This is a genomic window from Pseudomonas zanjanensis (assembly GCF_014268745.2).
In the GTDB taxonomy this organism is placed as follows: Bacteria; Pseudomonadota; Gammaproteobacteria; order Pseudomonadales; family Pseudomonadaceae; genus Aquipseudomonas; species Aquipseudomonas zanjanensis.
Map to the genome: position 1 here is coordinate 491930 of NZ_JABWRB020000003.1, position 24347 is coordinate 516276.

Sequence of the window (24347 nt, forward strand, 5' to 3'; positions counted from 1 at the left end):
TCGAATGAGCTTATTTTCGAAAAAATCTATCGAGAGCGGCTCGGAACCTTTGTGGCGAGGGAGCTTGCTCCCGCTGGATTGCGCAGCAGGCCCGTTTTCACGACTGCTGCGCAGCCGAGCGGGAGCAAGCTCCCTCGCCACAAAAGCGTTCTTGTCAGCGAGGTGTCAGTTGCTGATCGCCAGGATGCTCGCCTGATACGAGCCCACGAACACATCGAAATCCCCCACCTCGTTCTGTTCCAGCTCGGCCTGCTGGACCAATGACTTACGGGCAGTTTCCTCGAACGTCGCTTGCTCCTGGGCAGGCAACGGCTCGGCGCGGAAGAACTCGGCGTGGGCCTTGCTCTGGCGCAGGGAGAACTGGGCGAAGCTTTCCTGGTGTTCGGCCATGGCGGCGAGCACCTGGGCGGAAGGGGTCAAGGACGGGTCGCGGACTTTCGCCAGTTGCGCATCCAGGGCCTGGCGGTGGGCATCGCCACCCTGGCTCTGGTCGAGCAACGAGGCCAGCGGGGCGATTTTTTCCAGCAATTCGACGGCCCAGGTCTGCATATCCACCGCTTGGTCCTGACGCTGCAATTGCAGGCCAGGCTTGCGGCCTTCCTTGACCACGGTCAGGAAGTTGCTGGTGGCGTTGCCGCATTCGTTGTTTTCCAGCTGCGGGCTGTCGTTGAGGCCGCAATACAGCAGGAACGCATCGAGGAAGCGCGACTCGGTGAGATCGATGCCCATCGGCAGGAACGGGTTAATGTCCAGGCAACGCACTTCGACGTACTGGATACCCCGGGCCATCAAGGCCTGGATCGGCCGCTCGCCGGTGTAGGTCACGCGTTTGGGGCGGATGTTGGAGTAATACTCGTTTTCGATCTGCAGGATGTTGGTATTGAGCTGCACCCACTCGCCGTTCTGGTGCGTGCCGACTTCGACGTACGGTGCGTAGGGCGTCGCCACCGCTTTGCGCAGGCTGTCGGTGTAGCTCGCCAGGTCGTTGTAGCACGGCGTGAGGCCGGCTTGGGCGTTGCTTTGGTAACCCAGGTCGCTCATGCGCAGGCTGGTGGCGTAGGGCAGGTACAAGGTGTCCGGATCCAACTGCTCCAACTGGTGCGGACGGCCTCGCAGGAAACCGATGTCCAGGGCCGGCGAGGCACCGAACAGGTACATCAGCAACCAGCTGTAGCGGCGGAAATTGCGGATCAGCGCGATGTAGGCTGACGACTGGAAGTCACGGTCGCTCACCTCGGCGGCTTCGTCCTGCCGGAGCAGCGGCCAGAGTTTTTCCGGCAGGGAAAAGTTGTAGTGGATACCGGCAATGCACTGCATGGTCTTGCCGTAGCGCAGGGCCAGGCCCTGGCGATAGACGTACTTGAGCCGACCGATATTCGAGGTGCCGTAATACGCGATCGGGATGTCTTCTTCCGCCGGCAACGGGCACGGCATCGAGGGGCTCCACAAGTACTCGTCGCCGAGCTTGCTGTAGGCGAACCGGTGGATCTTGTCGAGGCTGCGCAGGGTATCGGCCGGGTTGGCCAGGGCCGGCGTGATGAACTCCAGCAGCGACTCGGAATAGTCGGTGGTGATCTGTTCGTTGGTCAACGCCGAGCCCAGGGCCTTGGGATGCGGGGTCTGCGCCAGGCGCCCATCGCCAGTGACGCGCAGGCATTCACGCTCGATGCCGTGCAGGCACTGTTCGAGCAGGGAGAGGTTGGCGCGCTCGCCGAGCAGGGCCAGGCGGCGGTTTAAAAGGTCGCTCAAGTTGAATTCCTTCACGCGTCAGTCGCCCCAATATGGGGGTGGGCAAGACGGTCTACAAGGGTGAAGTTAAAACTGGCGTTTTCGCCTGGTTTTTTGGGTCAAGGACTGATCGCCTCGATCCCCTGTGGGAGCGGGCTTGCTCGCGAATAGGGACTGTCAGTCAACATTGTAGTCGCCTGACACACCGCCTTCGCGAGCAAGCCCGCTCCCACGGAGAAATTTCGACACCGCATTCATGCGTCGAAATTAACTCAAATCAATGACAGGGAGCTATAGGACAGCGAACGTGCCTTGCGCTTTTGCGACCAGTTTGTCGCCTTGCATCACCTCGGCCTCGACCACCAGCGTGCGCCGGCCGGGGTGGATGACCCGGGCGGTGCACAACACGTCGCCGTCGGACACGGCGCGAATGTAGTTGATCTTGCATTCGATGGTCGCGCTCTGCTGGTCAAAGCCATGGACACTGGAGCAGGCCAGTCCCATGGCAATGTCCACCAGGCTGAACAGCGCGCCGCCGTGCAGCTTGCCGCCGCGGTTGCGCAGCGGCGGTTCGAGGCTCAGGGCGACTTGCGCCACCCCATCCCCAAGGCTCTGCAGACGGCAGCCGAGCAGCTTGAAGAACGCGCTCTCGACCAACCCGGCCGGTGCGTCCATCAGCGTTTCTTCAACTGCTTGGCGTTGGCGAACAACGAAGCCATGGCGCTGTTCGCCGGGGCCGCGGTGGCGGTTTCCTTGCGTGGCGCGGTGTTTTGCGACTGGCGTGGCGTCGAGCCAGGACGCGCACCACGGGCACCGTCGACTTTCTCGCCCGGCGTGTCGCTCATGCGCATCGACAGGCCGACGCGTTTGCGTGGGATGTCGACTTCCATGACCTTCACTTTCACCACATCACCGGCCTTCACCGCTTCGCGCGGGTCCTTGATGAACTTCTCTGACAAGGCCGAGATGTGTACCAGACCGTCCTGGTGCACGCCGATGTCGACGAAGGCACCGAAGTTGGTGACGTTGGTCACCACGCCTTCGAGGATCATGCCCGGTTGCAGGTCCTTGAGGTCTTCGACGCCGTCCTGGAACTCGGCGGTCTTGAACTCTGGACGCGGGTCGCGGCCCGGTTTCTCCAGTTCTTGCAGGATGTCGGTCACGGTCGGCAGGCCGAAGGTTTCGTCGGTGAATTTCTTCGGATCCAGGCGCTTGAGGAACGCGGCGTCACCGATCAGCGAGCGGATGTCGCGGTCGGTCTGGGCGGCGATACGTTGCACCAGCGGGTAGGCTTCAGGGTGGACCGCCGACGAATCGAGCGGATTGTCGCCATTCATGACTCGTAGGAAACCGGCGGCCTGTTCGAAGGTTTTCTCGCCCAGGCGTGGGACCTTCTTCAGCGCGGCGCGGGTCTTGAACGCGCCGTGTTCGTCACGGTGGGTGACGATGTTCTGCGCCAGCGTGGCGTTCAGGCCGGAAATGCGCGCCAACAGCGCCACCGAAGCGGTGTTCACGTCCACGCCCACGGCGTTCACGCAATCTTCCACCACGGCGTCCAGGCCGCGCGCCAGTTTCAGTTGGGAGACGTCGTGCTGGTACTGGCCGACACCAATGGATTTAGGGTCGATCTTCACCAGCTCTGCCAGTGGGTCCTGCAGGCGACGGGCGATGGACACCGCGCCACGGATCGACACGTCCAGGTCCGGGAATTCCTTGGAAGCCAGTTCCGACGCCGAGTAAACCGAAGCGCCGGCCTCGGAGACCATGACCTTGGTCATCTTCATGGCTGGGTATTTCTTGATCAGCTCGGCGGCCAGCTTGTCGGTCTCACGGCTGGCGGTGCCGTTGCCGATGGCGATCAGGTCCACCGAATGCTTGGCGCACAGGGCGGCGAGCACGGCGAGGGTCTGGTCCCACTTGTTGTGCGGCACGTGCGGGTAGACCGTGGCGTGGTCCAGCAGTTTGCCGGTGGAATCCACCACGGCCACCTTGCAACCGGTGCGCAGGCCCGGGTCAAGGCCCAGGGTGGCGCGCGGGCCGGCCGGCGCGGCCAGCAACAGGTCGTGCAGGTTGTGGGCGAACACGTTGATCGCCTCGGTCTCGGCGTTGTCACGCAACTCGCCCAGCAGGTCGGTTTCCAGATGGGTGTAGAGCTTGACCTTCCAAGTCCAGCGCACCACTTCGGCCAGCCATTTGTCGGCGGCGCGGTTCTGGTTCTGGATGCCAAACTGCTGGCCGATCATGCCTTCGCACGGGTGCATGGTGCCGGGCAATTCTTCACCGACCTTCAGTGCAGAACTGAGAATGCCTTCGTTGCGACCACGGAAAATCGCCAGGGCGCGGTGGGACGGCATGCTCTTGAGCGGTTCGTCGTGTTCGAAGTAGTCGCGGAACTTCGCGCCTTCCTCTTCCTTGCCGGCGATGACCCGGGCGCTGAGGGTGGCTTCCTGCTTGAGGTAGCTGCGCAGCTTTTCCAGCAGGTTGGCGTCTTCGGCGAAACGCTCCATGAGGATGTACTTGGCGCCTTCCAGCGCCGCCTTCACGTCCGCCACGCCTTTTTCGGCATCGACGAAGCGCGCGGCTTCGGTTTCCGGGGCCAGGGTCGGGTCGTTGAACAGGCCGTCGGCCAGCTCGCCGAGGCCGGCTTCCAGGGCGATCTGGCCCTTGGTGCGGCGCTTTTGCTTGTAGGGCAGGTACAAGTCTTCGAGACGGGTCTTGGTGTCGGCCAACTTGATGTCGCGCTCGAGTTGCGGGGTCAGCTTGCCCTGCTCCTGGATGCTGGCCAGGATGCTGATACGCCGTTCGTCGAGTTCTCGCAGGTAGCGCAGGCGCTCTTCCAGATGCCGCAATTGGGTGTCATCGAGGCTGCCGGTCACTTCTTTCCGGTAACGGGCGATGAAAGGCACCGTGGAGCCTTCATCGAGTAGCGCGACGGCCGCTTCGACCTGCTGTGGGCGTACACCGAGTTCCTCGGCGATGCGGCTGTTGATGCTGTCCATAAAACCACCTGACAAATTGTGAAATCAGGCTCGCCACCGCAGAAACAGGGCTCGGCGAGACTGGTTGAGCGGCCTGGCATGCGCCGCTGCCTGGGTCAAAAGGCTGCCTGTTGACCCGCGAAATTCAAAAAGTGCTGCCTGGCCAAGATAATAAAGCGCGGCGCCGATCCGGCGATCCGGTCTGCCCTGGCACAAAGGGCCGCGCATTATAACCAGCGTTCCGCTGTTCGGGGGGCGTTGTGGAATGTGGCTTTGATGGGCGGTTTGCTGGAGATAGAGGAAAAATCTGCTAACAATGCACACGGTGCGTATAACGGCAGCTAAGCCATAATGCGCGCCAAGATCAAAGGAGCTTCCTATGAGCAGCACTGCACAAACTGCTGAAGGCGAAAAAATTCTGATTGTTGACGACGATCCAGGGCTGAGCAGCCTGCTGGAGCGTTTTTTCGTCAGCAAGGGCTACCGCGCCCGCACCGTCCCGAACACCGAGCAAATGGACCGGTTGCTGGCCCGTGAAGTGTTCAACCTGGTCGTACTCGACCTGATGCTACCCGGCGAAGACGGCCTGACTGCCTGCCGCCGCCTGCGCGGCGCCAACAACCAGATCCCGATCATCATGCTCACCGCCAAGGGCGACGAGCTGAGCCGTATCAAGGGCCTTGAACTGGGCGCCGACGATTACCTGGCCAAGCCGTTCAACCCCGACGAGCTGATGGCCCGCGTCAAGGCGGTGCTGCGTCGCCAGTCGGCACCGGTGCCGGGTGCGCCGGGCAGCGAAGACGAAAGCGTGACCTTCGGCGACTATGAACTGTCCCTGGCCACCCGCGAGCTCAAGCGCGGCGATGAGGTCCACATGCTCACCACCGGTGAGTTCGCCGTGCTCAAGGCCCTGGTGATGAACGCCCGCCAGCCGCTGACCCGCGACAAACTGATGAACCTGGCCCGTGGCCGTGAGTGGGATGCGCTGGAGCGCTCCATCGACGTACAGATTTCCCGCCTGCGCCGGATGATCGAGCCCGATCCTTCCAAGCCGCGGTACATCCAGACCGTCTGGGGCGTCGGTTATGTGTTCGTGCCGGATGGCGCCGCCAGCAAGTGATCGGCGATTTGTAGGAGCGGGTGGCCTGGCCGGTTGAAATGTCTTCTTCCAGGCGACTCGCGGTCTGTCATTGTGCGAGCATCGCTCGCTCCTGCAAGTGTGTAGCGGTTATTCATGAAAACCCCCGTGTGGTTCCCCCAGAGTTTCTTCTCCCGCACCCTCTGGCTGGTGCTGATCGTCGTGCTCTTCTCCAAGGCACTGACGTTGGTGTACCTGCTGATGAACGAAGACGTGCTCGTGGACCGGCAGTACAGCCATGGTGTTGCTCTGACCCTACGGGCTTATTGGGCGGCGGACGAAACCAACCGGGCGAAAATCGCCGAGGCGGCGACGCTGATCCGCGTCGTCGGTGCCGGCGTGCCGGTGGGCGAGCAGCACTGGCCGTACAGCGAGATTTATCAACGCCAGATGCAGGCCGAACTGGGCGCCGATACCGAGGTGCGATTGCGCATGCATTCGCCGCCGGCGCTTTGGGTGCGAGCCCCGAGCCTGGGGGATGGCTGGCTGAAGGTGCCGCTGTATCCGCATCCGCTGCGCGGTCAGAAAATCTGGAACGTGCTCGGCTGGTTCCTGGCTATCGGCCTGCTGTCGACCGCGTCGGCGTGGATCTTCGTCAGCCAGCTCAACCAACCGTTGAAGCGCCTGGTCTACGCCGCTCGGCAACTGGGCCAGGGGCGCAGCGTGCGGCTGCCCATCAGCGATACGCCCAGCGAGATGACTGAGGTCTACCGTGCCTTCAACCAGATGGCCGAGGATGTGGAACAGGCCGGGCGCGAGCGCGAATTGATGCTTGCGGGCGTCTCCCACGACCTGCGTACGCCGCTGACCCGGCTGCGGCTGTCGCTGGAGTTGATGGGTGAGCACACCGACCTGACCGACGAGATGGTCCGCGATATCGAGGATATGGACGCGATTCTCGACCAGTTCCTGGCGTTCATTCGCGACGGACGTGATGAGTCCGTGGAAGAGGTGGACCTCAGCGAGTTGGTGCGGGAAGTGGTCGCGCCCTATAACCAGAACGACGAGAAAGTGCAGTTGCGCCTGGAACCGATCCAGCCGTTTCCATTACGCCGGGTGTCGATGAAGCGTTTGCTGAACAACCTGATCGGCAATGCCCTGAACCATGCCGGTGCTGGCGTCGAAGTCGCGGCCTATGTCTCCGGCGACACCAGCGCGCCCTACGTGGTGCTGAGCGTCATGGACCGTGGCGCCGGCATCGATCCCTCGGAGCTGGAAGCCATCTTCAACCCCTTCACCCGGGGCGATCGCGCCCGTGGGGGGAAGGGCACGGGGCTGGGCCTGGCCATCGTCAAGCGCATCGCCTCGATGCACGGCGGCAACGTCGAGCTGCGCAACCGCGCCGGTGGTGGATTGGAAGCTCGGGTGCGGTTGCCGTTGGGCTTGATGCTGCCTCGGGATGCGGTGTAGCGATCTCTCTCAAGCAAGACAGAGACGCTGTGGGAGCGAGTCCTGTGGGAGCCGAGCTTGCTCGCGATAGCGGTGTGTCAGTCAAGATCAACTTTACTGATCCACCGCTATCGCGAGCAAGCTCGGCTCCCACAAAAGCTAGCTCCCGCAGGGGTTTGTGTTGAATTAACCCTTACCCTTGGTCCTGGTCATGTTCGGCCCGCCATTCTTTTCCAGGTGCTCGATGATGATTCCCGCCACGTTCTTGTTCGTGGTGGTCTCGATGCCTTCCAGGCCCGGCGAGGAATTGACCTCCATCACCAGCGGCCCATGATTGGAGCGCAGGATATCCACGCCGGCCACGGCCAGGCCCATGACCTTTGCGGCCCGCAGGGCGGTCATGCGCTCTTCTGGCGTGATCTTGATCAGGCTGGCGCTGCCGCCGCGATGCAGGTTGGAGCGGAACTCACCGGGCTTGGCCTGGCGTTTCATCGAGGCAATCACTTTGTCGCCGACCACGAAGCAGCGAATGTCTGCGCCCCCGGCTTCCTTGATGTATTCCTGGACCATGATGTTCTGCTTCAGGCCCATGAACGCTTCGATCACCGACTCCGCCGCCGTCGCGGTCTCACACAGGACCACGCCGATGCCCTGGGTGCCTTCCAGCACCTTGATCACCAGCGGTGCGCCGTTGACCATCGCAATCAGGTCGGGAATATCGTCGGGGGAGTGGGCAAAACCGGTGACCGGCAGGCCGATCCCACGCCGTGACAGCAGCTGCAACGAGCGCAATTTGTCCCGGGAACGGGCGATGGCTACCGACTCGTTGAGGGGAAACACCCCCATCATTTCGAACTGGCGCAACACCGCGCAGCCATAGAACGTCACGGATGCGCCGATCCGCGGGATCACCGCGTCGAACCCTTCCAGCGGTTTGCCACGGTAATGGATCTGCGGCTTGTGGCTGGCGATGTTCATGTAGGCGCGCAGGGTATCGATCACCACCATTTCATGGCCACGTTCGGTCCCTGCTTCGACCAGGCGACGGGTGGAATACAGACGCGGATTACGCGACAGCACAGCGATCTTCATGCAACACCTGTGGCAGAGGTAGTGGACACCGGGAATGCCGGCTTGTCTTGAACGTATTTGCTACCCGGATTGACCACCAGTTGGCCGTCGATCAAGGCTTTGGAACCCAGTAACAGGCGATATCGCATGGATTTGCGGCAGGCCAGGGTGAACTCGACCCGCCAGATCCGGTCGCCCAGCGCCAACGTGGTGCTGATCACGTAGCGGACCTGAGCGTGGCCGTTGGAACTCTTGATGGTCTTGCGCGCCACCAGCGGGGCTTCGCAGCGGCGATGGCGCAACTGCACCACCGTGCCGAGGTGCGCGGTGAAGCGTACCCACTTTTCGCCATCGCGCTCGAAGGGTTCGATGTCAGTGGCATGCAGGCTGGAGGTGCTGGCCCCGGTGTCGATTTTTGCCCGCAGGCCGGCGACTCCCAGATCCGGGAGCGCCACCCACTCGCGCAGACCGACAACGGTCAAATGGTCAAAAATCTTCAATAAAAAAACCTGCGATCAGTGCATCGGATCGTGGACTCCGCGAATCGCGGTATTCACGCAGAATAATCACAAAATGGCGACAGTTATCTACGCACTTGTTTGTGCTTGTAACCGATTCCGACCCCAGCGATGCGTACGGCGTCGGTTTGACGGGCATTCTATCCGTCGGGCCGGATTCGTGCGCCCGACAAAAACGGTAGTACAGTTCCGGCTATTGGCAGAAAAGAGGAATGGCAGTGGCACAAAAAAAGGAAGAGGACGACAAGGTCCGTCTCGATAAATGGTTATGGGCGGCGCGATTCTACAAGACGCGGGCCCTGGCCAAGACCGCCATCGAAAGCGGCAAGGTCCATCACCGGGGAGAACGTTGCAAGCCGGGCAAGGAGCCACGTATCGGCGATGAGTTTGTCATCCGCACCGGGTTCGATGAAAAGACCGTGGTGGTCGAGGCCCTGTCGATCGTGCGGCGCGGCGCGCCTGAAGCACAGGCGCTGTATCGTGAAACCGAAGCCAGCATCGCCAAGCGCGAAGCCGCCGCCGCGCAACGCAAGGCCGGCGCCCTGGGGGTCAGCACCGACGGCAAACCGAGCAAGAAGCAGCGCCGGGACCTGTTCAAGTTTCATGGCAGCAACAACGAATAAGACGCCGGTCATTTCACCCGTGGCGAGGGAGCTTGCTCCCGCTGGGCTGCGCAGCGGCCCCGAAATCTTGCGGTCGCTGCGCAACCGAGCGGGAGCAAGCTCCCTCGCCACAATGTGTCAGCCTACACATTCAGATGGGCGTCAGTCCCTTCCCGTCAGGCAAACCCAAGCCTTGCTTGGAACCCACCCTGAATGCCCCTAAAATGCCTGCCATCATTTGTCATCACTTCAGATACCAGACCCTATGACTGATTTACCGGATACCGACTACACCCAGCGTTTCATCTTCGATGACAGCGACGCCCGTGGCGAGCTGGTGGCGTTGGAGCGTAGCTACGCCGAAGTCCTCGCCAAGCACCCCTATCCGGAGCCGGTCGCACAAATGCTCGGCGAGCTGATGGCGGCCGCAGCGTTGCTGGTGGGCACCTTGAAGTTCGATGGCTTGCTGATTCTCCAGGCGCGCTCCGAAGGTCCGGTCCCGCTGCTGATGATCGAATGCTCCAGCGAGCGTGAGATCCGTGGCCTGGCCCGGTATGACGCCGAACAGATCGCGCCCGACGCCACCCTGGCCGACATGATGCCCAACGGCGTGCTGGCCCTGACGGTCGATCCGACCCAAGGCCAGCGTTACCAGGGCATCGTCGATCTGGACGGGGCGACCCTGGCTGAATGCTTCACCAATTACTTCGTCATGTCCCAGCAGACCAATACCCGCTTCTGGCTCTACGCCGACGGGCGGCGCGCGCGTGGTTTGCTGCTGCAACAGCTGCCTGCCGATCGCCTGCGTGACCCGGAAGAACGTGATGCCAGCTGGCAGCACATTACCGCTCTGGCCAGCACCTTGAGCGCCGATGAGCTACTGGGCCTGGACAACGAAACGGTGCTGCATCGCCTCTACCACGAAGAGCAGGTGCGCTTGTTCGACGGCCAGCCGTTGCGCTTCCAATGCAGTTGCTCTCGTGAACGTTCCGGCAATGCGCTGGTCAGTCTGGGTCTGGAAGATGCGCAGCAACTGGTGATCGAGCATGGCGGCGCCATCGAAGTCGACTGCCAGTTCTGCAACGAACGCTACCTGTTCGACGCGGCGGACATCGCTCAATTGTTCGCCGGTGCGGGTGTCGACACACCGTCAGATACTCGACACTAAAACGGTTCAGCGCAGGTAAATCTCCTGGCAAACGCCGGATTTACGCCGTACTGACGGGAGGGCCCTACTCTTTTTGGGGTTTTCTGGCATAATCCGGCCCACTTTTTTCGGGTAGTAGTGCGCGACTTCCTACTACAAAACGTTTGGAGCACTCGGCCACGGGCCGACGGGGAATCTCATGACGCAAGCCAATAACGCCGTGTACACCGATCTGAGTGTCGATGATCTGGTCAAAGAAGCCCTGAATCGCGGTGAAGGCGAGCTTGCCGATACTGGCGCGCTGGTTGTCCGTACCGGTCATCGTACCGGTCGCTCGCCAGTCGACCGTTTCATTGTGGAAGAGCCAACCACCCAGGACGCCATCGCCTGGGGCCCGATCAACCGCAAGTTCCCGGCCGACAAGTTCGATGCCCTGTGGAGCCGCGTTGAAGCCTACCTGGGCGAGCGCGAGCGTTTTGTATCCCATGTGCATGTAGGTTCCGATCCTGCGCACTACCTGCCGGTCAAGATGACCACCGAGACGGCGTGGCACAACCTGTTCGGCCGTTGCCTGTTCATCAACCCCGAGCAGTACAACGCCGGTGGCAAGGACGAATGGCAGATCCTCAACGCGCCGAATTTCGTTTGCGAGCCTGAGCGCGACGGCACCAACTCCGACGGCACCGTGATCATCAACTTCGCGGCCAAGAAAGTGCTGATCGCCGGCATGCGCTACGCCGGTGAGATGAAAAAAGCCCTGTTCTCCGTGCAGAACTTCCTGCTGCCGGCTGTTGACGTGCTGCCGATGCACTGCGCCGCGAACATGGGCGAAGAGGGCGATGTGACCCTGTTCTTCGGCTTGTCGGGCACCGGCAAGACCACCCTGTCCGCCGATGAAAGCCGTTACCTGATCGGTGACGACGAGCACGGCTGGGGCGTGGGCGTGGTCTTCAACATCGAAGGCGGTTGCTATGCCAAGTGCATCGACCTGTCCGAGAAGAACGAGCCGGTCATCTGGAAAGCCATCCAGCACGGTGCCGTACTGGAAAACGTCGTTCTGGACCCAGTCACCAAGAAAGCCGACTACGCCGACGACAGCCTGACCCAGAACAGCCGCGCCGCCTACCCGCGTGAGCTGATCGAAAAACGCGCACCGAAAAACCTCGGTGGCGAGCCAAACGCTGTAATCTTCCTGACCTGCGACCTGACCGGCGTTTTGCCGCCGGTGTCGATCCTCAGCGAAGAACAAGCCGCCTACCACTTCCTGTCCGGCTACACCGCACTGGTGGGCTCGACCGAAATGGGTTCGGGCAGCGGCATCAAGTCGACCTTCTCCACCTGCTTCGGCGCCCCGTTCTTCCCGCGTCCAGCCGGTGAATACGCTGAGCTGCTGATCAAGCGCATCCGCGGTTTCGGCTCCAAGGTCTACCTGGTCAACACCGGTTGGACCGGTGGTGGCTACGGCGTCGGCAAGCGCTTCAACATCCCGACCACTCGTGCTGTGATCGCAGCGATCCAGAGCGGCGCGCTGATCGGTGCTGAAACCGAACACTTGGACATCATTAACCTGGACGTGCCGCTGGCAGTTCCAGGCGTCGAGACTGGCCTGTTGAACCCACGCAACACCTGGGCCGACAAAGCCGCCTACGACGAAGCCGCCAAGGCGTTGGCCGGTCTGTTCATCGAGAACTTCAAGAAGTTCGACGTGAGCGACGCGATCAAGGCGGCAGGTCCACAGCTGTAAGGCTTGGTTGGTGAATAAAAAACCGCCCTTTTTGGGCGGTTTTTTTATGGGAGGCTATTTGTGTGAAAGCTGAAATGCGGACGCCATATTGTCCTGATCTCGCCTCGATAGCCCCAAAGCACTAGCCAGTACGGGCCATTGGCTGATCACCTCTTGGAATTGCGCAATGATCTCCTGAGCATCGATCTGACTGACCCGAAAGTACTCAGCCACCTCAAGGGCGAGTTCAAGATCCAAGGCATTGTCCGCATCGGTGATGTTGAGTTTCAGCCCATCGGCGTGTGGTACCGGGTTCATGTCGTAGGCAGCGGACAAGCGCCATCCTCGGCCTGGTTCGAGGATAAAACCGTGATTGCGCAGATGGTCGTCGGTATTGGAGACCAGAATGTTGAACACAATCCGAGACCATAGCTCACGCAGGTCTGCCTTCGCTTGTGAGCCATGTTTCATCAATACTTCCGCCAGCTCCAGATAACTGGCGCCTGTCGAGGCATCATCACCGTCCACCCTGTCGGTCATGGTCATGGCTGAGGAAAAGTGCAGTCGGCCACCTCGTTCTGTACGGTCGAATCGTTTGACCATGAAGCAGTGGTGATCACTTCCGTAGCGTCGAGCAGTGCCGGTGGCGACCCGTAGACCACAATGATTGGCCAGCGCGTTCACCACCATCTCCCAACCGCCGACGTCATAGTCATCGCGAATGCTTGGAAACTTGGCGATCCATAGGTGTCCGTGCTCATCTGCGACGCTGGCCTTGGGCCTGGCTCCACCGAGTGATCCTCCTGGGGCGATCAACATTTTCAGCCATTCGCGGCCATTGAGGGCTGTGTTATCTGGATCGTTTTCCAGTGCTCGGCTTGCTTGCTCCAAGGCGCGTAGTTCAACAAAAGGAGGGGCTGCGACACCGTCGCGGTCATCGAGAAAGTTGCCTTCGTCATTGAGTTTGTATCGGAGCGCCCCGACTCGATAGCGATCATGCACCCCTAAAAGGTAGTCGGACTCGTACAGCTTGCTGTCCTTGGGAAGCAATCCGTCCCGAATGTCTCGCTCCAGTCGCCGCTTCATCAGCAGTTGTCCCCAACGGTCAGGGCTCGAATCGGCGAACACGCCAAAGCGAGTCTGGTACTGGCCTGGAAACTGACGGCCTTCAAAGGGCCCTATGCGAGGGTCCAGAGCCGTGGCGTTCAACTCCGGATCGGACAGCGCGGCGGCGTCGTACTCAAATTCGAATACGTTGGTGGAGCGAGCTTTTCTCGCATGCAGGAAACCAAGGCGTCTCGGACCCTCTAACGACTCCCAGTCGGCATACACAGCTATCAACGTCATCATTCACCCGTCGAAGGTTTGGTTTTCTTCTTCGTTAACAAATTGGAGAGAGAGTGGGTGTTGAACGCAAAGTCCGCAGGAGCATCAGGAGTTGGACTGTTGCTCTCGATCACGTCCGTATCCTTGCCGTGAGCTGCAGGAGATATTTTCAAGGGGCGAGGCCTGCGAACGCGCAAACCTTTACCAACCGCTGTACCTGCTGAAGGAAGCAGTTGAGCATCTTGCAGTTGCCTGCCAATTTCATCGGCTGCCACTAGGTTGTCCAAATCTCTTTCCAAGCCCAGCACCTGCATCACTGACAAATAAGCGCCAATGGTCACGCCTGCCCCGCCTGACTCCAGGGATCTCAAGGTTGTGAGGGACATCCCCGCTCTCTCTGCGACCTGCTGGGCTGTCAGCCTGCGGCGCAGCCGGGCAAGCTTGAGCCGCTCACCGAAGGCGGACAGCAGCTTGGATGTGGTGGGCAAGAGAGGCGCTGTTTTTTTTGCCATATGTCAATATTCCCTCATTTTTAAGCTTTAATTGACAGAATATTAGCACTTAGCTCCGAGGCCCATCGCGCTGCCTCAAAAAATCCAGAGACTGTGCATTTTTGGAGCATGATGCTTATAAAAATTTATATTAACTAGCATTATTCCGGCATAAATTAGCTAATTTAGAGAGAATAATGGCAGTTATTCTTTCGAGCAGCTAGGCCTCTTCCACTTCCCGCGTATCCCATCGCTGTGCCTTGATCGCCTTGTAAAGCATGCCGATGGTCAATGGCAGCTTGTTCCCCCGGCCCTTGGCCCTGCGCTTTTGAAACACATCGAACCCTTCAGGCTGGAAATAGCGGTAGGCGTCGTAATCGATGAACTCGATGGCGAACCGTTCCTCCACGGCTTCCATCAGATGCCGGGCGTCCGCGCCGTCACAACCCAAGTCGAGATTGATCGCGGTGTCCAGGCGAATAGTCTTGCGTTCGGGCAGGCCGATTTCTTCGTGGAGCAGCTCCATGAGCTGGCGCATGGTGTGATCGTCGGGGAAGTCTGGGGCGAGCTGCATGGCGAGGTTTCCGGGGTGTTGGCGTGTGTTCGTCTGGAGGGAAAGTTTAGGGGGAATCGCTGGCCATTGGAAAAAGAAGAAAGATCTCACAGTGGTCTCGGAACCGTCTGCTGAGTATTTCCCTGGCCGCTCGGTAAGGTTCGCCACGCCCTTTTAATGGGGGGCCACGGCGACCGAGCAGGGATGAAAAGATGACGAAAGGAAAGGCCGGCGTTCCGCAGGTCTGGGAGCATTACGGTGCCGATCGGGGCTACAGGATCCTGCGGGACATGACCCCCAGCGAACTGGCGAAAAGAGACGACGCTCAACAGGCCTATGAGGCCATGCTCGCCAGGCAGACGGCGTACGTGAGCGAGCGTCTGACCCAGGTCCGCGAAGCATCTCCTTTCGACGTGAAGGGCTGTGTATTTGCAAAGTCCTGCAAGCTGCCTGACTCGGTGATCGACTATCACAACCCGAGCGGCTACATCCCGACTGAAGCCTTGAGGGAGTACGGCCAATTTACCTTGTTGGGCGGGCGTCAAGCTGACGAGTCAGGGCGCATTCAGCTTAAGAGTATCAGTGGGGCGTTGCCGGCAAGCTTCGGCACGTTTGCCTTGGGTAGGACGATGCCGGTTTCCCTTGGCATGGCGGCGGGGGCTGCTGGCGCGGTCACTGCACCCGTTGCTGCGGGAGTACTGATCGGCCTGGTGGGGCTGCTGATGCCCACGAGCCTGGGTGACGGTTCGTTGTACACCGAAGAGCAACTGCGCTCCATGGAGCAGGCACGTACGCGGGTGCGGTTGCACGTCGAGACCCAGGCCGATGGCACGCTCAAGGGATACGGCTACAACACCCAGGCGCGACGCGACTGGGAAATGATCCCGGTGGTGACGTTCCAGACTCGCGGTGAGCAGCAAGTAGCGGACTTTGGCGATGGGGTCGAGTTGATCTGGACGCCTGCGGTCGATCCCTCCGCGACGCTGGGCATCCCGGCGCTGGAGGCCGCCCCCCAGGCTCCGCACATCTGGATTTTTCCGCCGACACCTGCGGCGGACAGCATCATCGTCAACCCGATCTATCCGCCGGAGTACAAGGATTTCATTCTGGTGTTTCCGGCGGATTCTGGGGTTTCGCCGTTGTATGTTGTTTTCAACATTCGGCGCAAAGGACTGCCCGAGGTGGGGCATGAATATCATCCAGCGCCAAAAACACATGAATTAACGGGCTTTATCAACCTGACTGAAGTTAAGGCTAAGACCCCTCGTCAAGGTGGTGGTGGTTTTCGGGAGCGTTGGACAGATGCAAAGGGCAGGAAAATTTACGAGTGGGATTCCAGACACGCAGAGTTAGAGGTCTATCGCGCAAGTGATGGTAGCCACTTGGGTTCATTTGATCACCTTACAGGTGAGCAAAAGAAAAAAGCGGATCCGAAACGTAATATCAAAAAATTTCTGTGAGGATGCTATGGGATTGAAAATCAGGTTGAGATGGTTCAATAAAAAAACGGAAGCTTTGGTCGGAAAGGAGTATTCGAAGGATTTTGAAGATGACTCTACGGTTCTTGACGATCTGGATCTTCCTTTAGAGAACAATATCAATAATGGAAATTTCGACGTGAGTACTGAATGGGCAGAGATACTGCAGCCATATTTCGAGCATGCATTGGAGTTGTCGATATACGACTATCAGGTGTCTTTTGACTATCGGGATGTTTGGTAATCTTCACGCTTAAGTCCAACCGCCTCTTAGGCACCAAGCTGTATCATCCAGTATCGTTTTTGCCCCCGACCTTTTCTCGACTCGCCGCATTGTCCCGCTAGGCTTTGGGCATCGCAGCAGTCAAAGGAGCGACCGCGCATGCACAGCACCCTGGAACAGGTTTTCGGTTATCCACAGTTTCGTCCCGGTCAGGAGGCGGCCATCGGCGCCGTGCTGGCCGGTCGGTCGGCGGCGGCCATTTTCCCCACCGGCTCGGGCAAGTCCCTGTGTTATCAATTGTCGGCCCTGCTCTTGCCGCACCTGACCCTGGTGGTCTCACCGTTGCTGGCGTTGATGCAGGACCAGTTGGCGTTCCTCCAGTGCCACGGCATCGCGGCGGCCAGCATCGATTCGGCCCAGAGCCGTGACGAAGCCAACGACACCATGGCGCGGGCCCGTTCAGGTGAGTTGAAGATCCTGATGGTTTCCGTGGAGCGCCTGAAGAACGAGCGCTTTCGCAATTTCCTGCAGCAGGTGCCGATCTCGTTGCTGGTGGTGGACGAGGCCCACTGCATTTCGGAATGGGGGCATAACTTCCGACCTGATTACCTCAAGCTTCCCGATTACCAGCACCAGTTCAATATTCCCCAGGTATTGCTGCTGACGGCCACCGCGACACCCAAGGTCATCGCCGATATGCAGGCGAAATTCGCCATCGCTGCCGTCGATGTGGTGACGACCGGTTTCTACCGACCGAACCTCAATCTGCTGGTCGAGCCCGTGCGCGGTGCCGACAAGCGCGCGCGACTGGTGCAGTGGTTGGGCGAGCGTGCCGGGCAGCCGAGCATCGTCTACGTCACCTTGCAGCGAACCGCCGAGCAGATCGCTGAGCACTTGGGGCGGCACGGTATCCAGGCCGAGGCCTATCACGCTGGTTTGCCTCATGAACAGCGCGAAACCATCCAGCGGCGATTCATGGGCGGCCAATCCAATTGCATCGTCGCGACCATCGCCTTTGGCATGGGCATCGACAAGAGTGATATCCGCAACGTCGTGCATTTCGACTTGCCCAAGTCCATCGAAAACTACAGCCAGGAGATCGGCCGCGCCGGACGGGACGGGAAGCCCTCCGATTGCCTGGTGCTGGCCAACCGCGACAGCCTCAACGTGCTGGAAAACTTCGTGTATGGCGATACGCCGGAGCTTACCGGCATTCGTTGCGTGCTCGATGAATTGAAGGCCGCGGCAGCCGACGGGCAGTGGGAATTCTTGTTGGGACCGCTGGCGGACCAGAGCAACATCCGGCAACTGCCGCTCAAGACGCTGCTGGTCCAGTTGGAATTGCGCCGGCTGATCGCGCCGCGTTATGCCTATTTCGCGGAGTATCGCTTCAAGTTCCTGACCGAGCCGCACGAGCTGCTGGAGCGCTTCGAAGGCGAGCGACGGGACTTCGTCGCGGCCATCATCCAAACCTCCAGTCGCGCCCGGAGTTGGGCCACGGTGGATTTTGACGGGATGTACCAGCAGTATCGCGCCGAGCGTAATCGGGTGGTGAAGGCGCTGGATTATTTCCAGGAAAAGGGCTGGATCGAGCTGGAAAGCAAACAGATGACCGAGGTGTACAGCGTGCTGGAAGCGGATCTGGATGCGCAGCTCTTGAGCGCCGAGCTACACGCCTACTTCACTCGGCACGAACACGGTGAGATCGCGCGGATCCATGCCATGCTCGAATTGTTTGCCACTGGCCGTTGTCTGGGGCATCGCTTGGCGGAGTACTTCGGCGACGACAATGCGCCCCGCCAGTGCGGTCATTGTTCGGTGTGCCATGGGCATGTTGCTCGCCTGCCGGAGCCGCCCGTGTTGCCGGCGCTTGTGGATAAAAATTTCGAGGCGCTGTGTGGCGATTTTATCCACACGCATGAGCAGCACAGCGGCAGCGTGCCGTCTGCCGAGCGCCTCACCCGGTTCCTGTGCGGAATCAGCGTGCCGCTGTTCACTCGTTTGAAGGCACGGAAGATCCATGGGTATGCCGCATTGGAAACCTATCCATACGCTGAAGTTCGCCAGTGGGCCCAAGCGCACCTGTGAGCTGCATCCATCCGCTGAATGCCCCTCATCACACGAATAAATTTCAAAAACATTCGTTGGCTGACTAAGGTGAAGGCTGTCTTCGGATCGCCAAAACAAGAGAGCAGACATGAGCCAGACACCCTTCGATATTCAGCGCGCCGCGGTGGTCGGTGCAGGCACCATGGGTCGGGGCATCGTGATGTGCCTGGCCAATGCCGGCGTGGCGGTGCAATGGGTCGACAACAATCCGCAAATGCTCGAGCAAGCGTTGGCCGCCGTAGCCGAGACCTACGCCCATGGCGTGCGCCAGGGCCGTATCGACCAGGGTGAGGCGGATGCGCGGATCGCCCGGGTGACGCGGGCACAGGATTACGCGGCGATCCGCGACGTGGACCTGGTGATCGAGGCGGTCTACGAAAACCTGGAGCTCAAGCAGACTATCTTTCGCGAGCTGGACGGCCTGTTGAAGCCCGAGGCGATCCTGGCGAGCAATACGTCGGCACTGGACATCGATGCCATCGCCGCTGTCACTCGCAGGCCAGCCCAGGTCCTGGGCCTGCATTTCTTCAGCCCGGCGCACATCATGAAGCTGCTGGAAATCGTCCGCGGTGCGCAAACCTCCAAAGTGGTGCTGGACGCGGCCTTGGTGCTGGGCAAGCGCATGGGCAAGGTCAGCGTGATATCGGGCAACTGCCATGGTTTCATTGGCAACCGGATGCTCCACCCGTATGTGCTGGAAGCGCGCAAGATGCTGCTGGAGGGGGCGTTCCCCCATCAGGTGGATGCGGCGTTGCAAGGCTTCGGCTTCGCCATGGGGCCGTTCCGCATGTACGACGTGGTCGGCATCGACCTGGAATGGCGTGCCCGTGAGCTGGCGGGTAAAGGCCAGGACGCGCCTGAGGTGCAGGTGGACAACCGTTTGTGTGAACTGGGGCGGTTCGGCCAGAAAAGCGGCAATGGGTACTATCACTACGAGCCGGGCAGCCGACAGGCCGAGCATGACGTCGAGGTCGATGCGCTGGTGCTGCGGGTCAGCGAAGCGCTGGGGTTCCAGCGCCGCGAGGTCGGCCCGGAGGAAATCCTTGAGCGCTGCTTGCTGGCGCTGGTCAACGAGGGGGCGAAGATCCTGCAGGAAGGCATTGCCGAGTCGGCCCACGACATCGACCTGGTCTATCTCAATGGCTACGGCTTTCCCGCGGACAAGGGCGGGCCGATGGCCTGGGCCGACGGGCAGGGGCTGGAAGCTATCCACGAGCGCCTGCTGGAGCTCGAAACGAAGCAGGGCGACCAGTGGCAGCCCGCGCGCCTTATCGGCGAACTGGCGGCGCAGGGCAAGGGGTTCGCGAGCCGATAGGCCGTCATCCTGAAATCATTGAACAACCATGAAGAGCACTTGATGCCCCAACGTAGCGAATACCCTCACTTGCAAGCCATCACCACGCGTTGGCACGACAACGATGTGTACGGTCACGTCAACAACGTCACCTACTACAGCTTCTTCGATACCGCCGTGAATACCTACCTGATCGAGGTCGGTGGCCTGGATATCCATGACGGAGAGGTGGTGGGGTTCGTGGTGAGTTCGGCCTGCGACTACTTTGCCTCGATCGCCTTTCCAGACCGGATTGAAATCGGCCTGCGGGTCGGCAAGTTGGGCAGCAGTTCGGTGCAGTACGAGCTGGCGGTGTTCAAGGCCGGCGAGGAAGAGGCCTACGCGGCGGGGCGTTTTGTCCACGTATTCGTGGATCGGGCATCGAATCGGCCGGTGGCGATTCCGGATCGGCTGCGTGGGGCGATGGAGCGTTTGGTGGTCTGAAACGAAAATCGCAGCCTCCGGTCAGGCTCTGTGAAGAGCTGCCAAAGGCTGCGATCTTTTACCGGCGGGTATCAAAGCGAGCGATCAATCGTCGTAATAACGATGTTTATGCTTGTGCTTGCGATGTCCATAGGCATGGCCGCGACCCGGATGGCCGTCACGGTAGTAGCGGCGGTCGCCACGGCGGCCGTCATAACGGCGGTCATCGTCATCGTCCTTGCCCATGTAGTTACCCAGGGCGCCACCGGCGCCACCGCCCGCTGCCGCACCGATCAGGCTGCCGGTGCTGCCACCGACGCTACGGCCGACCACGTTACCGCCGGCCGCGCCCAGCGCGCCGCCGATTGCCGCTTCGCCGCGGCTGTGTCTGTCTGCACCGACTGCACTACCGCCTGCACCGCCCAGCGCCGCGCCGATAGTGGAACCGGTATTGCCGCCCAGGGACTGGCCGACGACCGAACCCAAAACCCCGCCTAATGCGCCGCCCACACCTGCTTCGGCAGTACCACCGGCGGAAGCGATGCCACTGGCCAGGCTAAGGGACAACAAGAGAATGGAGGAGAACTTCATAGAGGAGCCTCAAAGGGATGACGGCGCGATCCTGAGGCTGGCTTCGCTTGCTTACAATCGAAATCCGACGAGTAGCACGACTTGTGCACAATTCTCTAAGTTATTGTTTTTCGGTGGGAACTTAACGTGAATTGGCCGGTCTTTAGCTACTTGAGACAGGCCGTTTTCCATGGGGAACGGCCTTTTTTGTGCCCGATTGTGAGAGCAAAGCTATGTGGGAGCAAAGCTTGCTCGCGACACAGGCGACTCTACTTCTGAAAGACCGCAGCGCATCCATCGCGGGCGAGCCTTGCTCCCACACAACCCAATCTCCTCGCCATGGAACTGTGTATCAAGCCGACTTGGCCAGGATCAGTCCGTTCTCACTCGCCGCTTCCAGGCGGATCGCGACGAATTTCGACGTCGGCGTATGGCTGCCATCACCGGTGCTTTCCAGCGGTACCAGCGGGTTCACTTCAGGGTAGTAGGCCGCAGCCTGCCCGGCCGGAATGTCGAACGCCAGCAAGGTAAACCCCTTGACCCGACGCTCGCGACCGTCTTCCCAGAGCGAGACGATGTCAGCTTTCTGCCCCGGCTTGAAGCCCAGGCGAATGATGTCCGCTTCGTTGACGAACAACACGTCGCGCTGGCCCTTTACACCGCGATAGCGGTCGTCGAGGCCGTAAATAGTGGTGTTGTACTGATCGTGGGAACGCATGGACTGCATGATCAGGTCGGGCAACTGGCCGGTGGCACGGGTGCGCTCATGCACGAGGTCGGTCGGCAACCGGTTCGGCTTGAAGTTGGCGCGGCCCGACGGGGTGTTCCAGCGTCGCGAGCCGGCGCTGTTGCCCAGGTAGAATCCGCCGGGGTTCTTCAGCTTTTCGTTGAAGTCCTTGAAGCCGGGGACGGTCTCGGCGATCAGGTCGCGAATGCGGCTGTAGTCGGCCACCAGCCAGTTCCAATCCACCGGGCGGCTACCCAGCGTGGCGGCGGCGATGCCGGCGACGATCCACGGTTCCGAGCGCATCTGGTTCGACAGCGGCTGCAACTGACCCATGGAGGCATGCACCATGCTGAAGGAGTCCTCCACGGTCACCGCTTGCGCGCCTTCGGTCTGCAGATCGATGTCGGTGCGGCCCAGGCACGGCAGGATCAGCGCGTCCTTGCCGTGGGCCAGGTGGCTGCGGTTGAGCTTGGTGCTGATCTGCACCGTCAGATCGCAATTGGCCAGGGCCTGGAACGTGCGATGGCTGTCCGGCGTGGCTTGGGCGAAGTTGCCGCCCAGGGCGATGAACACTTTCGCTTGGCCGTCGGCCATGGCGTGGATCGCCTCGACCACGTTGTGGCCGTTCTCACGCGGAACCTTGAACTGGAAGCGCCGCTCCAGCGTGTCGAGGAACGCCACTGGCGGACGTTCGTTGATGCCCATGGTCCGGTCGCCCTGCACGTTGCTGTGGCCGCGGACCGGGCACAGGCCTGCGCCTGGCCGGCCAATGTTGCCGCGCAGCATCATCACGTTGGCGATTTCCTGGATGGTCGCCACCGAGTGACGGTGCTGGGTGATGCCCATCGCCCAGCACATGATCACGTTCTTGCTTCTGGCGTACATGCGCGCCGCCTGTTCGATTTCGACCAGGGTCAGGCCCGATTGCTCGACGATCTGCGCCCATGGCGTATCGTCGACCGCCGCCAGGTAATCCAGCACGTTGGTGCTGTGTTCGTTGAGGAACGCGTGGTCGAACACGGCCGGCGCACCGCTGTCCTGCGCCTCCCGCTCCCATTGCAGCAGGAACTTCGCCATGCCGCGCAAGATCGCCATGTCACCACCCAGGGCCGGGCGGAAGTACGCGGTGTTGGTCGGCTTATTGCCGTTGGTGAGCATTTCGATCGGGCTCTGCGGATGCTGGAAGCGCTCCAGGCCACGCTCCTTGAGCGGGTTGATGCAGATCACTTGGGCGCCGCGCTTCACCGCCTCGCGCAGTGGTTCGAGCATTCGCGGATGATTGGTGCCAGGGTTCTGGCCCCACACGAAAATCGCGTCGGCGTGCTCGAAGTCGTCGAATGTCACCGTGCCCTTGCCCACGCCCACGCTCTGGGCCAGCGCTACGCCGCTGGCCTCGTGGCACATGTTCGAGCAGTCAGGGAAATTGTTGGTGCCATAGGCGCGTACGAACAGTTGATACAAATAGGCCGCTTCGTTGCTGGCCCGGCCCGAGGTGTAGAACTCGGCCTGGTTGGGGCTGGACAGCCCCTGCAGGTGCTTGCCAACCAGGGCGAACGCCGCTTCCCAACTGATGGGCTTGTAGCGGTCGGTTTCGGCGTCGTAGCGCATTGGCTCGGTCAGGCGACCTTGGTATTCGAGCCAGTAGTCGCTCTGTTCCAGCAGCGAGGTCACGCTGTGTCTGGCGAAAAATGCGGCATCGACACGGCGCTTGGTAGCCTCCCAGTTCACGGCCTTGGCGCCGTTCTCGCAGAACTTGACCATGCCGCTTTCCGGCGAGTCGCCCCAGGCACAGCCCGGGCAGTCAAAACCACCGTTCTGGTTGGTCTTGAGCATCATGCGGATGTTTTTCAGCGCGTTGTCGCTGGTCAACCAGGCCTGAGCGACACTGATCAGCGCACCCCAACCACCGGCTGGGCCCTTGTAGGGCTTGTAGCGTGGTACGGGTTTCTGGTCGGCTTGTTGATGATTGCTCACGCTTGTTTCTCCATCGCAGGGCTGTAGACCCGCGGCGCACTTTTTTGCGGCAGGTGGATGAGGTTGAGGTTGTGTTGACGGGCCCATTGCACGGCGAGGCCCGTGGGCGACGACAGGCTGACCAGGGTCTGGATGCCGGCGCGCAGTACTTTCTGGATCAGTTCGAGGCTGCAACGGCTGGTGACGATCGCCACGCCACCGGCCACCGGGATTTGTTGCCGGATCAGCGCGCCGATCAGTTTGTCGAGGGCGTTGTGCCGACCGATGTCTTCGCGGCCCAGGAGCAACTCACCCTGGGCATTCATGAACAAGGCTGCATGCACCGCGCCGCAATGTTGGCCCAAGGGCTGGAACTGACCGATGCGGTCACGCAGGCCATCGAGCCATTGCGCGGCAGGCAACGACGCGCCGGGCAGCACCTTGAGGTTGGGCAAGGCCTGTTCCACCGCTTCCACACCGCACAACCCGCAGCCACTGGTGCCCGCCAACTGCCGGCGTTGCTGCTTGAGGTTCCAGAAGGCGCGGTTGGCGATGGTTACCTGGGCGTAGTGCGCGGCACCGGTGCCGCTCAGTTGCAGGTCGTAGATGTCCGATGAGTCTTCAATGATGCCGCTGCCGAGGCTGAAGCCGACGATGAAATCTTCAAGGTCGGTGGGCGTGACCAGCATGACCGCCTGGCTAATGCCGTTATAGGCAATCGCCAGCGCCACTTCCTCGGCCAGCGCGGTGCTGTCCGATTGGGCGTGGTCCAGATTGCAGTAGCGATAGCTCTGGCTGGCGGCCGGCGCGGATGTTTCCATCGCAGGCGCTGGACTGACCGGAGGCTTGTCGTTCATAGGCATCACT

General features: G+C 60.8%; 21 protein-coding genes. 10 read left to right on the forward strand and 11 right to left on the reverse strand.

Annotation, left to right across the window (positions count from 1 at the left end; all coding sequences use genetic code 11):
- Window positions 1–165: 165 nt before the first annotated feature.
- The 3 genes from gshA to HU715_RS21910 form a co-directional block, all read right to left on the reverse strand.
- Window positions 166–1749 (reverse strand): glutamate--cysteine ligase, encoded by a 1584-nt coding sequence (gshA, locus tag HU715_RS21900; protein ID WP_186707305.1) that lies wholly within the window; start codon window positions 1747–1749, stop codon window positions 166–168.
- Between the two features lie 270 nt (window positions 1750–2019).
- Window positions 2020–2403 carry a PaaI family thioesterase gene (locus tag HU715_RS21905; RefSeq protein ID WP_122565189.1) on the reverse strand — a complete coding sequence of 128 codons (384 nt, stop codon included), beginning with the start codon at window positions 2401–2403 and terminating at the stop codon, window positions 2020–2022.
- Window positions 2403–4727 carry a Tex family protein gene (locus tag HU715_RS21910; protein WP_186707304.1) on the reverse strand — a complete coding sequence of 775 codons (2325 nt, stop codon included), beginning with the start codon at window positions 4725–4727 and terminating at the stop codon, window positions 2403–2405. Before HU715_RS21910 ends, HU715_RS21905 begins: the two co-directional genes overlap by 1 nt.
- A gap of 358 nt (window positions 4728–5085) precedes the next feature.
- Here HU715_RS21910 and ompR point away from each other — a divergent pair, with 358 nt between their 5' ends.
- A complete protein-coding gene (gene ompR / locus HU715_RS21915) occupies window positions 5086–5826 on the forward strand; it encodes an osmolarity response regulator transcription factor OmpR (RefSeq protein ID WP_003196691.1) in 741 nt (246 codons plus the stop codon).
- A 114-nt stretch (window positions 5827–5940) separates the two neighbouring features.
- Window positions 5941–7254: an ATP-binding protein gene (locus HU715_RS21920; RefSeq protein ID WP_186707303.1), complete on the forward strand. Its 1314-nt coding sequence runs from the start codon at window positions 5941–5943 to the stop codon at window positions 7252–7254.
- Between the two features lie 165 nt (window positions 7255–7419).
- Here HU715_RS21920 and rimK read toward each other — a convergent pair whose 3' ends face one another.
- Both rimK and rimB read right to left on the reverse strand, forming a co-directional pair.
- Window positions 7420–8325: a 30S ribosomal protein S6--L-glutamate ligase gene (gene rimK / locus HU715_RS21925; protein WP_053117324.1), complete on the reverse strand. Its 906-nt coding sequence runs from the start codon at window positions 8323–8325 to the stop codon at window positions 7420–7422.
- Entirely contained in the window at window positions 8322–8804 is a 483-nt protein-coding gene (rimB, locus tag HU715_RS21930) for a retropepsin-like aspartic endopeptidase RimB (RefSeq protein ID WP_446534749.1), read from the reverse strand. Before rimB ends, rimK begins: the two co-directional genes overlap by 4 nt.
- A 236-nt stretch (window positions 8805–9040) precedes the next feature.
- On the opposite strand from rimB, the gene HU715_RS21935 reads away from it, so the two are divergent.
- The 3 genes from HU715_RS21935 to HU715_RS21945 all read left to right on the forward strand — a co-directional run bounded on the left by HU715_RS21935 (window position 9041) and on the right by HU715_RS21945 (window position 12315).
- Window positions 9041–9445 (forward strand): RNA-binding S4 domain-containing protein, encoded by a 405-nt coding sequence (locus HU715_RS21935; protein ID WP_060739670.1) that lies wholly within the window; start codon window positions 9041–9043, stop codon window positions 9443–9445.
- Window positions 9446–9689: 244 nt separating this feature from the next.
- Entirely contained in the window at window positions 9690–10592 is a 903-nt protein-coding gene (gene hslO, locus HU715_RS21940; protein WP_186707302.1) for an Hsp33 family molecular chaperone HslO, read from the forward strand.
- 178 nt (window positions 10593–10770) lie between these two features.
- The gene (locus HU715_RS21945; protein WP_186707301.1) at window positions 10771–12315 is read left to right on the forward strand and encodes a phosphoenolpyruvate carboxykinase; all 1545 of its coding nucleotides are present in this window, start codon (window positions 10771–10773) and stop codon (window positions 12313–12315) included.
- 54 nt (window positions 12316–12369) lie between these two features.
- On the opposite strand, the gene HU715_RS21950 is transcribed toward HU715_RS21945, so the two are convergent.
- From HU715_RS21950 to HU715_RS21960, 3 genes are all read right to left on the reverse strand, one after another.
- Window positions 12370–13641: a type II toxin-antitoxin system HipA family toxin gene (locus HU715_RS21950; protein ID WP_186707336.1), complete on the reverse strand. Its 1272-nt coding sequence runs from the start codon at window positions 13639–13641 to the stop codon at window positions 12370–12372.
- Window positions 13641–14132, reverse strand: a complete 492-nt coding sequence (locus HU715_RS21955) for a helix-turn-helix domain-containing protein (RefSeq protein ID WP_186707300.1) — start codon at window positions 14130–14132, stop codon at window positions 13641–13643. The genes HU715_RS21950 and HU715_RS21955 overlap by 1 nt, the downstream gene beginning before the upstream one ends.
- A gap of 199 nt (window positions 14133–14331) precedes the next feature.
- Entirely contained in the window at window positions 14332–14685 is a 354-nt protein-coding gene (locus HU715_RS21960; protein ID WP_186707299.1) for a DUF1493 family protein, read from the reverse strand.
- A gap of 191 nt (window positions 14686–14876) precedes the next feature.
- Between HU715_RS21960 and HU715_RS21965 the strand changes: the two genes are divergently transcribed.
- From HU715_RS21965 to HU715_RS21985, 5 genes are all read left to right on the forward strand, one after another.
- Window positions 14877–16124 (forward strand): S-type pyocin domain-containing protein, encoded by a 1248-nt coding sequence (locus HU715_RS21965; RefSeq protein ID WP_186707298.1) that lies wholly within the window; start codon window positions 14877–14879, stop codon window positions 16122–16124.
- Window positions 16125–16131: 7 nt separating this feature from the next.
- A complete protein-coding gene (locus HU715_RS21970; protein ID WP_186707297.1) occupies window positions 16132–16386 on the forward strand; it encodes a colicin E3-like toxin immunity protein in 255 nt (84 codons plus the stop codon).
- 138 nt (window positions 16387–16524) lie between these two features.
- Window positions 16525–18453 carry a RecQ family ATP-dependent DNA helicase gene (locus HU715_RS21975; RefSeq protein ID WP_186707296.1) on the forward strand — a complete coding sequence of 643 codons (1929 nt, stop codon included), beginning with the start codon at window positions 16525–16527 and terminating at the stop codon, window positions 18451–18453.
- Window positions 18454–18562: 109 nt separating this feature from the next.
- Entirely contained in the window at window positions 18563–19789 is a 1227-nt protein-coding gene (locus HU715_RS21980) for a 3-hydroxyacyl-CoA dehydrogenase (protein WP_186707295.1), read from the forward strand.
- Window positions 19790–19831: 42 nt separating this feature from the next.
- Window positions 19832–20251, forward strand: coding sequence for an acyl-CoA thioesterase (locus HU715_RS21985; protein ID WP_186707294.1), 420 nt, complete (start codon window positions 19832–19834; stop codon window positions 20249–20251).
- 84 nt (window positions 20252–20335) lie between these two features.
- Here the strand turns inward: HU715_RS21985 and HU715_RS21990 are convergent, their stop codons facing one another.
- The 3 genes from HU715_RS21990 to fdhD form a co-directional block, all read right to left on the reverse strand.
- Window positions 20336–20821: a glycine zipper domain-containing protein gene (locus HU715_RS21990; RefSeq protein ID WP_053181061.1), complete on the reverse strand. Its 486-nt coding sequence runs from the start codon at window positions 20819–20821 to the stop codon at window positions 20336–20338.
- A gap of 331 nt (window positions 20822–21152) precedes the next feature.
- Window positions 21153–23501 (reverse strand): FdhF/YdeP family oxidoreductase, encoded by a 2349-nt coding sequence (locus tag HU715_RS21995; RefSeq protein WP_186707293.1) that lies wholly within the window; start codon window positions 23499–23501, stop codon window positions 21153–21155.
- Window positions 23498–24337 carry a formate dehydrogenase accessory sulfurtransferase FdhD gene (fdhD, locus tag HU715_RS22000; protein ID WP_186707292.1) on the reverse strand — a complete coding sequence of 280 codons (840 nt, stop codon included), beginning with the start codon at window positions 24335–24337 and terminating at the stop codon, window positions 23498–23500. The genes HU715_RS21995 and fdhD overlap by 4 nt, the downstream gene beginning before the upstream one ends.
- Window positions 24338–24347 lie beyond the last annotated feature (10 nt).